The following is a 12,334-nucleotide window of genomic DNA, read 5'->3' as shown; positions in this document are numbered from 1 at the left end:
CCTCAGAGCTCCCGGAAGAGGACTCGAACCCCTACAAAGTGGACCAAAACCACTTGTCCTGCCGATTAGACGATCCGGGACGGGCCGAACACGTGATGTCCGACACCCCCTACGATACCGACCCCGCGGCCTGGCGCGCGCCCGTATATGACCTCCTGCCCGCGGCCGTCGGCGTAACAGCCCTGATAGCAGGGGTTTCGGAGCGGACGTCCTTATAACAGACCGTCCGAAACGACGCAAGCCACGATCCCCACGCACCTTGCCGGAAGCGCCGTCATCTTCCCGACATTCCCAACTTAGGTCTTCCTAACTTACGCTGGCGTAGGTTACGGTGGCGTAGCCTGGACATAAACCACATACACGTCGTTGGAGGTCGCCAGTGACCGTTATCGCCGAGCGTTCAGCCCCTTCCCCGAAGCCGGAGTTCGAATCAGAACCGAAGTCCAAGTCCGAGCTCATCATCTTCGGACTGGTCGTCGGGCTGCCCATCGTCGCGCTCGTGGCGGCCGTGCCGTTCGCGTGGGGATGGGGGCTCGGCTGGACGGACATCGCCATCGCCTTCGTCTTCTACGTGGTCTCCGGGCTCGGCGTCACGGTGGGGCTGCACCGCTACTTCACGCACGGCTCGTTCAAGGCCAAGCGGCCGCTGAAGATCGCGCTGGGCATCGCCGGCACCCTGTCGCTGGAGATGTCCGTGCTCGACTGGGTGGCCACGCACCGCAAGCACCACAAGTTCTCCGACAAGGAGGGCGACCCGCACTCGCCGTGGCGCTTCGGCCCTGGTTTCAAGAACATGGCCAAGGGCCTGCTCTACGCCCACATGGGCTGGCTGTTCGAGAGCGAGCGGACCAACAGGGAGAAGTACGCCCCCGACCTGTGCAAGGACGAGGACGTGCTGAAGATGCACAAGTGGTTCGGCGCCATGGCGCTCACCTCGATCCTGCTGCCCGGCGTGCTCGGCCTGCTGCTCACCTGGTCCTGGCAGGGCGGCCTGACCGCGCTGTTCTGGGGCTCCATCGTCCGCATCGGCCTGCTGCACCACGTGACCTGGTCGATCAACTCGATCTGCCACGTCTTCGGCGAGGAGGACTTCCAGGTCCGCGACAAGTCGCGCAACGTGTGGTGGCTGGCCATCCCCTCCTTCGGCGAGTCGTGGCACAACCTGCACCACTCCGACCCGACCTGCGCCAGGCACGGCGTGCTCAAGGGCCAGATCGACCTGAGCGCCGGTCTGATCAGGATCTTCGAGAAGCTGGGCTGGGTGTACGACGTCCGCTGGCCGACGCCCGAGCGGCTGGCGGCGAAGCGCGTTGCCTGACCCTGCCCATGATCCGATGAGCGGCCACGGATCCGTGGCCGTCATTATGGGTACCGTGACCGAACCCCGATCCCGCAGACGCATGTCCGGCGCAGAGCGAAGAGAGCAGCTGATCAGCATCGGCCGCACGCTCTTCGCCGAGAAGGGGTTCGACGGGACCTCTATCGAGGAGATCGCCGCCACCGCACAGGTGTCGAAGCCCGTGGTGTACGAACATTTCGGTGGTAAGGAAGGCGTCTACGCGGTCGTCGTCGACCGCGAGATGCAGAAGCTGCTCGGCATGATCACTGAAGCCCTCTCTGCCTCCCACGCCCTGATCAAGCTGGAACGGGCCGCCATGGCCCTGCTCCGCTACATCGAGGAGAGCAGCGAGGGCTTCCGCATCCTGGTCCGCGACTCCCACGCCGCCTCCGGCACGGGCTCGTTCGCGAGCCTGATCAGCGAGATCGCCAGCCAGGTGGAGGACGTGCTGGCCGACGAGTTCGCGGGCCGCGGCTACGACCCCAAGCTGGCCCCGATGTACGCCCAGATGCTGGTCGGCATGGTGGCGCTGACCGGCCAGTGGTGGCTCGACGTGCGCAAGCCCGGCCGTGAGGAGGTCGCCGCCCATCTGGTCAACCTGGCCTGGAACGGCCTGACCGGGCTCAACCCGCATCCGTCGATCACCGTCACGAGCCGCAGCCAGGGCCAGCCGCCCAAGCCGCGCGTCGCCGGCGGCGAGCGGGCCGGCAGCGATCGGATCGGCGGTGATCGGGCTGGCGGTGAGAAGGAGCTGCGCGAGTTCGAGAAGGCCAGGGAGAAGGAGTTCAAGGAGGCGGAGAAGCAGCGCCAGCGTGAGCTCAAGGAGGCCGAGAAGGCCAGGGTGCGCGAGCTGAAGGAGCGCGAGCGGCTGCTCAAGGAGGCTGAGAAGGCCCGTGAGCGGGAGGAGAAGATCCGCCAGCGGGAGGCCAGGCTGGCCGAACGGGCCGCCCGTCTCGAACAGGTAGATCATCCTGAGTGAGCCTTGAACAGGCGGGGCACACGGGGTGACGATGGGGTTGAGCTGGGCCGACCTTCCAGGTTGAGCCGTTGCGGCTACGTTAACGTTCTGTTCAACCAAACGGGGCAATATACGCCATATGTCCGCAGAACCGGTCGGAGCTGCCAACGACCTGCCCCTGCCACAGGAGCGGTTCCTCAACCGCGAGGAGAGCTGGCTCCAGTTCAACGAACGGGTGCTCGACCTGGCCGAGGACCCCTCGCTCCCGCTTCTCGAACGGGTGCGCTTCCTCGCCATCTTCGCCAGCAACCTGGACGAGTTCTTCCGGGTCAGGGTGGCCGGGCTGAAACGGCGCATGGCGACCGGCCTGCTGCTGCGGACCAGGAGCGGGCTCAAGCCCCGCGAAGAGCTGGTCAGGATCGCGACCGTCGCCGACCGGCTGGCCAGACGGCACGCGGCCGCCTTCCACCAGCGGATCTCCCCCGAGCTGGCCGCCGAGGGCATCGAGGTCGTCCGTTGGGACGAGCTGGGCCGCGAGGAGCGCACGGAGCTGCGCAAACTGTTCAGGGAGCGGATCAGGCCCGTGCTGACGCCCCTGGCCGTCGACCCCGCCCACCCCTTTCCCTACATCTCCGGGCTCAGCCTGAATCTGGCCGTCCTCGTGCGCAACCCGGCCACCGACCACACGGTCTTCGCCCGGGTCAAGGTGCCCTCGCAGCTCCCCCGGTTCGTCCCGGCGTCCAAGGACCGCTTCGTCCCGCTCGAAGACGTCATCGCCGCTCATCTCGGACAGCTCTTCAAGGGCATGGAGATCCTCCAGCACCACGTCTTCCGCGTCACCAGGAACGAGGACCTCGACGTGGACGAGGACGTCACCGAGAACCTCATGCAGGCCCTGGAGAAGGAGCTGCTGAAGCGGCGCTTCGGCCCGCCCGTGCGGCTGGAGGTCGAGGACACGATCACTCCCGAGGTGCTCGCGCCGCTGGTGGAGGAGCTGGAGCTGGCCACGCACGAGATCTACCGGCTGCCGGGACCGCTCGATCTGTCGGGCCTGCACGCCATCGCCGACCTCGACCGGGGCGAGCTGAGCTACCGGCCGTTCGTGCCGGCCGAGGTGATCAACGCCGAGGACGACGTCTTCTCCATCCTGCGCGAGCGCGACGTGCTGCTGCACCACCCGTACGACTCGTTCGCCACCAGCGTCCAGCACTTCATCGAGGCCGCCGCGGCCGACCCGCGCGTCCTGGCGATCAAGCACACCCTCTACCGCACCAGCGGCGACTCCCCCATCGTGGACGCGCTGGTCGACGCGGCGGAGGCCGGCAAGCAGGTCGTGGTCGTCGTCGAGATCAAGGCCCGCTTCGACGAGCGGGCCAACATCACCTGGGCCCGCAAGCTGGAGCGGGCCGGCTGTCACGTCGTCTACGGCGTGGTCGGGCTCAAGACCCACTGCAAGCTCGCCCTCGTCGTCCGCCAGGAGCCCTCGGGCGAGCTGCGCCGCTACTGCCACATCGGCACCGGCAACTACAACCCCAAGACCGCCCGCCAGTACGAGGACTTCGGCCTGCTCACCGCCGATCCGCTGGTCGGCGAGGACGTGACCGACCTGTTCATCCACCTGACCGGCTACTCCCACCACTCCGCCTACCGCCGCCTGCTGGTCGCGCCCCACTCCATGCGCGGCGGGCTGCTGGCCAGGATCGAGCGGGAGATCACCCACCAGCGGGCCGGGCGTCCGGCGCGGATCAGGATCAAGACGAACTCGCTGGTGGACGAGCCGATCATCGACGCTCTCTACCGGGCCTCCCGGGCGGGCGTCCCGGTGGATCTGTGGGTACGCGGCATCTGCACCCTCCGTCCAGGCATTCCCGACTTGTCGGAAACGGTGCGCGTACGGTCGATCCTGGGGCGCTTCCTCGAACACTCCCGCGTCTACGAGTTCGGCCTCGGCCGCCGCCCGGAGGTCTGGATCGGCAGCGCCGACCTGATGCGCCGCAACCTGGACCGCCGCGTCGAAGCCCTGGTCAAGGTCACGGCGCAGCAGCACAAGGCGTACCTGATCGAGCTGATGGACCTGGCCATGGCCGAGAGCACCAACGCGTGGTGGCTCAACTCCGACGGCACCTGGAACCGCCACCCCGGCGAGGACCTGCAGAGCCACCTCATCGGCACCCGCCGCTGGAGAACCGTTGACGACTGACCCGCTCCGCGCCACCGGAACCGTGCCCTGGAGGACCGATCTGTTCCGGGCCGCCGGGACCATCGCCTGGAGGACTGGTCCGTTCCGGGCCGCCGGGACCGTGGCCTGGAGGACTGGTCTGTTCCGGGCCGCCGGGACCGTGGCCTGGAGGACTGGTCTGTTCCGGGCCGCCGGAGCCGTGACCTGGAGGACCGACGGCGGCCGTGACGAGGGCGACCGTTGATGACCGACCCGCTCCGGGCCGCCGGAGCCGTGATCTGGAGGGGTGAGCAGAGCCGCCCCGAGGTGGCCGTCATCCACCGGCCCGCCTACGACGACTGGACCCTCCCCAAGGGCAAGCTCAAGGCGGGAGAGCACGAGATCGCCGCCGCCCTGCGCGAGGTCCGCGAGGAGACCGGCCTGACCGTCCTGCTCGGCCGCGCGCTGCCGCCGGTCCACTACATGAGCATGGGCCGGCTCAAGCGGGTCGACTACTGGGTGGCGCAGGCGGTCGCCGACGCCGGGTTCTCGCCGGGCGAGGAGGTGGACGAGCTGCGCTGGCTGCCGGTGGAGGAGGCCAGGCGGCTGCTGACGTACGAATGGGACGCCGGACTGCTGCACGCGCTACGGGCCGCACCCCTGGCGACCGTCCCCCTGATCCTCGTCCGCCACGGCACAGCCGGCTCCAGAAGCGAGTGGCAGGACGAAGACGCCCTGCGCCCGCTGGACGCCGACGGTCTCTCCCAGGCGGCGACCCTGGCCACGGCCCTGCCCGCCTACCGCCCCGAGACCCTGCTGAGCTCCCCCAGCCTGCGCTGCGTCCAAACGCTGCTGCCGTACGCGAACGCCATCGAAACCCCGCTCATGACCGATCCCCTGCTCAGCGAGGAGAACCAGGACCCGCAAGCAACCCCCGCCCTAGTCGGCAGCCTCGCCGGCCCGGCGGCCGTGTGCAGTCACGGCAAGGTGCTGCCTGCCGTGATCGAGACACTGACCGGCACGGAGGTGCACCTGCGCAAGGGCGCCTTCGCCGTCCTGCACCGTGCCGGCGGCCAGATCGTCAGCGTAGAACGCTACGAAACCTGACCCGTCCTCCTTGGCTGTCACCGCCGACCAGGGCCGATCAGCGGCACCCTCAGAGGATCTTGGCGGCTGCTTTCGCCGTCTCGGCCCAGATGTCCGGGAACTCGGCGTCGGCGCGTTCGGCGTGGCCGCGTTCGATGCCGATGAGCAGGCCGTACGTGAACGTGTCCTCGCCCGCGCGCCGCGCCCGCTCCGCCTCCCCGAGCAGGGTCTCCTGCGCGACCACGCCGTCCTGGTGGACGCCCAGGATCTCCTGGACGCGCTCGGCCAGCTTGGCCAGCTTGCCCATGCCGCCGCTGATGCTGGGTTTGAGGGCTTCTGCGGTGTAGCGGGCGCGTTTGGCGGCCTTGCGGACGTCGTGCATGGCGAGGGCGCGGCGGTCGGGGTCGTCGATGGCCTGGGCGGCTTCGTACCGCTTCGTCACCCGCTCCCAGCCGGCCACGGCGACGGCGCGCAGCTCGTCCTGTGCGGGCCTGGCCGCGGCCTTGCCCAAGGCCGGGGCCGACACAAGCTCGTCGAGCGCGTCGAGCAGCCGGTAGTAGCGGTCGCCGTTGAGTTCCTCCCTGATGCGGCCGTACGCCTCCTGCTCGCGCTCGTGCAGATCGGCGCCGAGCCGGGCGCCGATGGGACCCGTGACCAGCTCGGGCGCCAGCCCGTCGAGCAGCTCGGCGAACCTGGCCCTGATCACCTCCAGGTCACGCGCCTCGCCGAGCACCGCGCCGAGCCGGCGCAGCTCGTCCTGGAGGTGGTCGGTGCCGGTCACGATCTTCTTGAACGCCTTGAGCGCGCTGCGCAGCCTGCGCGAGGCCACGCGCATCTGGTGCACCGCGTCGTCCTCGGCCCTGCGCACCCGTGGGTCCTGCGTGAGCAGGGCGTTCACCTGCGTCGCCAGGTAGGCGACGACGACCGCGCCCGCCGTGCCCGGTTCGGTGGGGGCGGTGGGCGGTGGTGCGGGTTCGAGGAGTTTGGCGAGCTTGCTGGTGGCCTGCGACGGTACGGCCCCGGCCTTCCGCAGGCGCTTGCCCACCTTGGCCAGCAGCTTGCCGGTGCCGCCTTCGAGCAACTCCGCCTCGACCTCGCGCCACCGGACGATCGTGGTCTCCGCGCCGTACACGGTGCCCTTGACCCGGTCGTCGGCCACCTCCAGCAGCCGGGTGTCGCCGTCGAGCAGGACGGTCACGTTCCTGCGGGTGTCGAGCTCGGCGACCAGCCGCAGCTCGGCGCCCCGGGTGTAGGCACGGACGAGTTCGGCCAGCTCGGCGGGGACGATCTTGGTGCTGCGGGTGAGGGGGTGGTGGATCTCCTGGCGCACGCCCTTGGCCTTGGGCAGCTTCAGGTGCCAGCCCGCGTCGTCGCCGCCCCGCCTGCGCCGCAGCGTGATGCCCCGGGCGGCCAGCCGCAGGTCAGGGGTGTCGAAGTAGAGGGCCACGAGCTGGTGGCTCTTCGGGCCGACGACATCGCCCAGACCGCTCAGGTCCGGCAGCGTGAACTCCGGAGAGACGTCGAACTTGTCCTCGATCTCGATGCCCACCGCACCTCGCAAAAAGTCAGATTTCGGACAATAATGCCACCGGGCGGTGACCCTCACACCAGTTGCAGCAGCTCGATTCTGTTGCCCACCGGATCGGAGACGTAAATCCTCCGCCAGCCCGGGACCAGCTCATCAGCCACCGAGTCCGGAAATTTCGCGATATAGGCGTCAAGGTCGTCCACCACGAACGCCGGGTGCGCCTTGCGGGCCGGCCGGAAGTCGTCCTCGATGCCGAGATGCACCTCCACGCCGTCGCCCCGGAACCAGGCGCCGCCGCGTCCGGCCAGGTCGGGCGGCTTGGGCACCTCGCGCAGGCCGAGCAGACCCGCGTAGAACTCCCGCAGCAGCGGCTCGCTGCCGCGCGGCGCGGCGAGCTGGACGTGGTGCAGTGCCTGGATCATGTTCCGCTCATTTCTGGACGACCACGAAGATTCTCCGGAACGGGAAGGGCGTGCCGTAACTCTTGGCCGGATACACCTCGGCGAGCGGCTTGGCCAGATCGCGCTTGAAGCGGCGCCGTTCGTCCGGATCGAGGCGGTCCAGGATCGGGCGCAGGGCCGTGCCGGAGACCCAGCCGAGCACCGGGTCCTCGCCCTGCAGCACGTGCACGTACGTGGTCTCCCACGCGTCCACCTGCGAACCCCCCTGGTTGAGCAGGTCGAGGTATTCCAGTGGCTCCTCCACGGGATTGCCCCTGGTGTAGTCGCCGAGCTTGTCGGACCAGGCCCGCGAGCCGCACAGCTCGCGGATCGCGACGTGGCTCGGGGCGTCGAAGTTGCCGGGCACCTGGAACGCCAGCCAGCCGCCCGGGGCCAGCTCCTCGATCCAGTGCTCCAGCACGGAACGGTGTTCGGGCACCCACTGCAGCACGGCGTTGGACACGATCACGTCCACGGGCCGGTCGGGGCGCCACGTGGTCACGTCGGCGACCGCGAACCTGACGTTCGACTCCAGCCGGCGGGCCTTCGTGATCATCGCCGGGGACGAGTCGAAGCCCTCGATCGTCGCCCTCGGCCAGCGACCGGCCAGCTCGACGGTGAGTTCGCCACTGCCGCAGCCCGCGTCCACGACATAATCGGGCTCGACGGCCCCCACTCTGGAGATCAGTTCGATGAACGGCCGCGAACGCTCGTCCGCGAAGACGGCGTACGTGACCGGGTCCCAGATATCTCTTGACATGAAGATAATTGATATCGAGAGAGATATCTCGATGTCAAGACAGTACACTCTTGTGTCATGACGGAGGATGCTAGAGACGAGGTCGATCGCCTTGTCGCGGCCTGGCGCGCCGAGCGCCCCGACCTCGACGTCGAGCCGCTCCAGGTGCTCTCCAGAGTGTCACGACTCGCCCGGCATCTCGACCGGGCGCGGCGGGCGGCGTTCGCCGAACACGATCTGGAGCCGTGGGAGTTCGACGTGCTGACGGCGCTGCGCCGGGCCGGAAAACCCTACGAGCTCAGCCCCGGCGCCCTGCTGCGGGCCACATTGGTGACCTCCGGGACGATGACCAACCGCATCGACCGCCTCGCCGCGGCCGGGCTGGTCCGGCGCCGGCCCGACCCCGAGGACCGGCGTGGGGTGCTGGTGTCGCTGACGGACACGGGGCTGGGACGGGTGGACGCCGCGTTCGCGGACCTGCTGCGCAGGGAGCGGGAGCTGCTGTCGGGGCTGGGGGACGAGGACCGGCGGACCCTCGCCTCACTCCTGCGCACCCTCCTCACCCCGTTCGACTCCCCACCCGACCCACACCGCCCCGGACGGGGCCACGATCACAGCGAGTGACGTCAGTCGCCCAGGCGGTCGGCCACCTCAAGCCACTCAGCCTCGACCGTGTCCTTCTGGGCCTTGATCTCGCGCAGCTGGGCGTCCAGTGAGCCGAGCTTGGCGTAGTCGCTGGCCGCGTCCGCCATGGCGGCGTGCAGCCGGGACTCCTGGTCGCCCAGCTTGTCGAGCTGGCGTTCGAGGCGGTTGAGCTCTTTGCGGAGCTCGCGTTCCTCCTTGGCGGAGAGCCCGCCGGCCTGGCCGGCGGCGGAGGCCGGCGGCCCGGCCGGTGCGGTGGCCGCTTCGGTGATGGCGCCGATGCGGCCGGACGGCGCGGCGCCGGTCGTGGCGGCGGCGCCAAGGCGCGCGGTGACGGCCGTGCCCGCCGCGCGCCGTTCGAGGTATTCGTCCACCCCGCCGGGCAGCAGCGACAGCTTGCCGTCGCCGAGCAGCGCCACGCTGCGGTCGGTCACCCGCTCCAGGAAGTAGCGGTCGTGGCTCACCAGGATCAGCGTGCCGGGCCAGCCGTCCAGCAGGTCTTCGAGCTCGTTGAGCGTCTCGATGTCGAGGTCGTTGGTGGGCTCGTCGAGCAGCAGGACGTTGGGGTCGTCCATGAGCAGCCGCAGCAGTTGCAGCCGCCGCCGCTCACCACCCGAGAGGTCGCCGACCACCTTCCACTGCGCCTCGCCCTTGAAGCCGAGCCGTTCGAGCAGCTGCGACGCGGTCCACTCGCGCTTGCCGAGCTGGAGGTACTTGCGCACCTCCTCGACCGACTCCAGCACGCGCCGGGTCGGGTCGACCTCGGCCAGTTCCTGCGACAGGTGCGCAAGGCGGACGGTCTTGCCCCTGGTCACGCGGCCCGAGTCGGGCTTGATCGTGTCGGCGAGCAGCCGCAGCAAGGACGACTTGCCGGAGCCGTTGACGCCGATCAGCCCGATCCGGTCCCCCGGGCCGAACTGCCACGTGAGGTGGTCGAGCACCAGCGGCCCGGTGCCGGGACCGCCCGCGTGCAGGGTGACGTCTTCGAGGTCGTAGACGGTCTTGCCGAGCCTGGCCGCCGCGAACCGCATCAGCTCCACGGTCTCACGGGCCGGCGGCTCGTTCGCGATCAGCGCCTGGGCGGCGTCGATGCGGAACTTCGGCTTGGACGTACGGGCGGGCGGGCCGCGCCGCAGCCAGGCGATCTCCTTGCGCATGAGATTCTGCCGGCGCTCTTCCGCGGCCTGGGCGATCCGGGCCCGCTCGGCCTTGGCCAGCACGTAGGCGGCGTATCCGCCCTCGTACCGCTCGACCCGCCCGTCCACGACCTCCCACGTGCGCATGGAGACGGCGTCGAGGAACCACCGGTCGTGCGTCACCACGACCAGCGCGCTCTTCCGGCCCGCCAGGTGGCCGGCCAGCCATGCAATGGCCTCGATGTCGAGGTGGTTGGTGGGCTCGTCGAGCATGATCAGGTCGTGGTCGTCGATGAGCAGGCGGGCCAGCGCCGTACGCCTGCGCTCGCCGCCCGACAGGTCCGCGGCCCTGGCGTCGAGATCGAGGTCGCCGATCAGGTTGGCCAGGATCTCGCGTACGCGCTGATCTCCCGCCCACTCGTGCTCGGCCAGGTCGCCCAGGACGATCTCGCGTACCGGAACGCCGGGGTCGAGGTCGTCCCGCTGGGACAGGAACCCGACCCGCAGGCCCCGGTTGTGGGTGACACGACCGCTGTCGGGACGCAGGGCTCCCGCGATGACCGACAGCAGGGTCGTCTTGCCGCCGCCGTTGCGCCCGACCACGCCGATGCGCTCCCCGGCTTCCACGCCGAGGGAGACGTCACTGAGGAGAGGCTTGGGCCCGTAAGCGTGGGAGACCGACTCAAGGTTGACCAGATTCATGGCCTTCCCAGGGTATCGGCGGCCCGGGGGACCTCGGTACGCGCGGACCGGAGCCGTTCCGCTCCGAGACATGAGAGGCGAGCCGAGTTGCTCAGAAACATGAGAGGCGAGCCGTTCCGCCCGCGAAGCCCGGCTGGCGGCGAGCCGCAGCGCGTCCGCCCGTGGGCCTTGCTCGATGGATCGGCCCGTCAGCTGAGTGCGGCCGGGCTCGCTGCCTGTTCCTCAAGCTCGGCAGTTGTCGGGTAGGCCCCGAGGTCGCTTTGGGCCTGCCTGTGGATCGTGGGGGTCAGATCAACGTGGCGCCCTGGACCGGGCCGTGGGCGGCTACGGCGGTGTGGGCGGCGCCGGTGGTGGTCAGGCTGTGGGCCAGGTCGCGGGCGTGAGTCGCGTCGATGGCCAGGAAGGCGCAGGTGGGGCCGGAGCCGGAGACGATCGCTCCCAGGGCTCCGTGCTGGCGGCCCGAGTCGAGGGTGGGGGCCAGCTCGGGGCGGAGGTTGAGGGTGGCGGTCTGGAGGTCGTTGCTCAGGTGGCTGCCCAGGGCGTAGGCGTCGCCGGTGCCGAGGGCCTCCATGAGGGAGTCGTTCAGCTGGGGCCAGGGGACCTCGGCCTTGGATGCCTCCCTGAGGCGGTCGCATTCGGCGTAGACGCTGGCCGTGGACAGGCCGCCGTTCGCCAGCGCGAACACCCAGTGGAACACGCCGCCGGTGGGCAACTCGGTCAGCTGCTCGCCGCGGCCGGTGCCGACCGCCGTACCGCCGAGCAGGGAGAACGGGACGTCGCTGCCGAGGTCTCCGGCGATCTCCATCAGGTCCTCGAAGGGCAGCCCCAGCCCCCAGAGCTCGTTGCACGCCACCAGCGCGCCGGCGGCGTCGGCACTGCCGCCCGCCATTCCGCCCGCGACCGGGATGCCCTTCTGGATGATCAGGTCGGCGCCGTAGCTGCGGCCCGCGTGTTTGGCGAGCGCGCGGGCGGCCCGGATGGCCAGGTTGCTGTCGTCGGTCGGCACCTGGTCGGACCACTTGCCGTTCACCTGAACGGTGATCGACTCGGACTCCTTCGCCACGACCTCATCGAAGATCGACACAGCGTGGAAGACGTTGACCAGGTCGTGGTAGCCATCATCCCTGAGCGGGCCGACAGAAAGCTGCACGTTGACCTTCGCAGGCACACGTACGGTCACCGAACTCATCGATCTTCTGCCACTCTCATCACTTGCCGGGGTCAAGGACACTCGATGTTATCGGGGCGCGCTGCCCTGACATGCGGTTCTGGGAATATGACTCTCTGGTCGACCGACTTCTCAACACAGAGAGTCAAGTTGGTGGGCATTTGCCGGTTCTCTCGAGTAACCAGGGTGAGTCGGGTTCGTTGAGCGGTCGTCGGGGTGGGGCGGCGGGTTTCAGCTGCGGCCTCGTCTCTTCGGAAGGTGGCAGCCGTGGCACCTCACACCTCGGGCGGTGAACGTGATCGGACGGGGTCGGTTCGAGTTCGTTGGGTGGTCGTTGGTGAGGGCTGCGGGGGCTCCGATTGAGGCCGTGGTCAGCGGCGGCGGGGCGCGGGGCACAGGACGAGGTCGTGGACGGCTGCGGCGGGGTGCGGGATTCAT

Annotated in this window: 10 protein-coding genes and 1 tRNA gene; 5 read left to right on the top strand and 6 right to left on the bottom strand. The window is 69.4% G+C overall.

Annotated elements, in window-relative coordinates; all coding sequences use genetic code 11:
• Positions 1–8 precede the first annotated feature (8 nt).
• Positions 9–80 (bottom strand) — tRNA-Gln (locus B0I32_RS17830).
• A 299-nt stretch (positions 81–379) separates the two neighbouring features.
• On the opposite strand from B0I32_RS17830, the gene B0I32_RS17825 reads away from it, so the two are divergent.
• The 4 genes from B0I32_RS17825 to B0I32_RS17805 all read left to right on the top strand — a co-directional run bounded on the left by B0I32_RS17825 (position 380) and on the right by B0I32_RS17805 (position 5,562).
• Positions 380–1,318, top strand: a complete 939-nt coding sequence (locus B0I32_RS17825; RefSeq protein ID WP_106240444.1) for an acyl-CoA desaturase — start codon at positions 380–382, stop codon at positions 1,316–1,318.
• Between the two features lie 46 nt (positions 1,319–1,364).
• Positions 1,365–2,318, top strand: coding sequence for a TetR/AcrR family transcriptional regulator (locus B0I32_RS17820; RefSeq protein WP_106240441.1), 954 nt, complete (start codon positions 1,365–1,367; stop codon positions 2,316–2,318).
• A 118-nt stretch (positions 2,319–2,436) separates the two neighbouring features.
• Positions 2,437–4,497 (top strand): RNA degradosome polyphosphate kinase, encoded by a 2,061-nt coding sequence (locus B0I32_RS17815; protein WP_106240438.1) that lies wholly within the window; start codon positions 2,437–2,439, stop codon positions 4,495–4,497.
• Positions 4,498–4,719: 222 nt separating this feature from the next.
• The gene (locus tag B0I32_RS17805; RefSeq protein ID WP_106240433.1) at positions 4,720–5,562 is read left to right on the top strand and encodes an NUDIX hydrolase; all 843 of its coding nucleotides are present in this window, start codon (positions 4,720–4,722) and stop codon (positions 5,560–5,562) included.
• Positions 5,563–5,611: 49 nt separating this feature from the next.
• Here the strand turns inward: B0I32_RS17805 and B0I32_RS17800 are convergent, their stop codons facing one another.
• From B0I32_RS17800 to B0I32_RS17790, 3 genes are read right to left on the bottom strand one after another with little or no spacing between them, the layout of a single operon-like run.
• Positions 5,612–7,090, bottom strand: a complete 1,479-nt coding sequence (locus tag B0I32_RS17800; protein WP_106240430.1) for a CYTH and CHAD domain-containing protein — start codon at positions 7,088–7,090, stop codon at positions 5,612–5,614.
• Positions 7,091–7,143: 53 nt separating this feature from the next.
• Positions 7,144–7,491, bottom strand: a complete 348-nt coding sequence (locus B0I32_RS17795) for a VOC family protein (RefSeq protein ID WP_106240427.1) — start codon at positions 7,489–7,491, stop codon at positions 7,144–7,146.
• Positions 7,492–7,498: 7 nt separating this feature from the next.
• A complete protein-coding gene (locus tag B0I32_RS17790) occupies positions 7,499–8,269 on the bottom strand; it encodes a trans-aconitate 2-methyltransferase (protein WP_245955880.1) in 771 nt (256 codons plus the stop codon).
• Positions 8,270–8,326: 57 nt separating this feature from the next.
• Here B0I32_RS17790 and B0I32_RS17785 point away from each other — a divergent pair, with 57 nt between their 5' ends.
• Positions 8,327–8,872, top strand: a complete 546-nt coding sequence (locus tag B0I32_RS17785) for a MarR family winged helix-turn-helix transcriptional regulator (protein WP_106240424.1) — start codon at positions 8,327–8,329, stop codon at positions 8,870–8,872.
• Positions 8,873–8,874: 2 nt separating this feature from the next.
• Here B0I32_RS17785 and B0I32_RS17780 read toward each other — a convergent pair whose 3' ends face one another.
• Both B0I32_RS17780 and B0I32_RS17775 read right to left on the bottom strand, forming a co-directional pair.
• Entirely contained in the window at positions 8,875–10,728 is a 1,854-nt protein-coding gene (locus B0I32_RS17780) for an ABC-F family ATP-binding cassette domain-containing protein (protein ID WP_106240422.1), read from the bottom strand.
• A gap of 286 nt (positions 10,729–11,014) precedes the next feature.
• Positions 11,015–11,917 (bottom strand): 4-(cytidine 5'-diphospho)-2-C-methyl-D-erythritol kinase, encoded by a 903-nt coding sequence (locus B0I32_RS17775; RefSeq protein ID WP_106240420.1) that lies wholly within the window; start codon positions 11,915–11,917, stop codon positions 11,015–11,017.
• Positions 11,918–12,334 lie beyond the last annotated feature (417 nt).

It is taken from the genome of Nonomuraea fuscirosea (genome assembly GCF_003001935.1).
Classification (GTDB): domain Bacteria; phylum Actinomycetota; class Actinomycetes; order Streptosporangiales; family Streptosporangiaceae; genus Nonomuraea; species Nonomuraea fuscirosea.
Note: the sequence above shows the minus strand (reverse complement) of the source record. Positions and strands in the feature narration are given on the sequence as shown.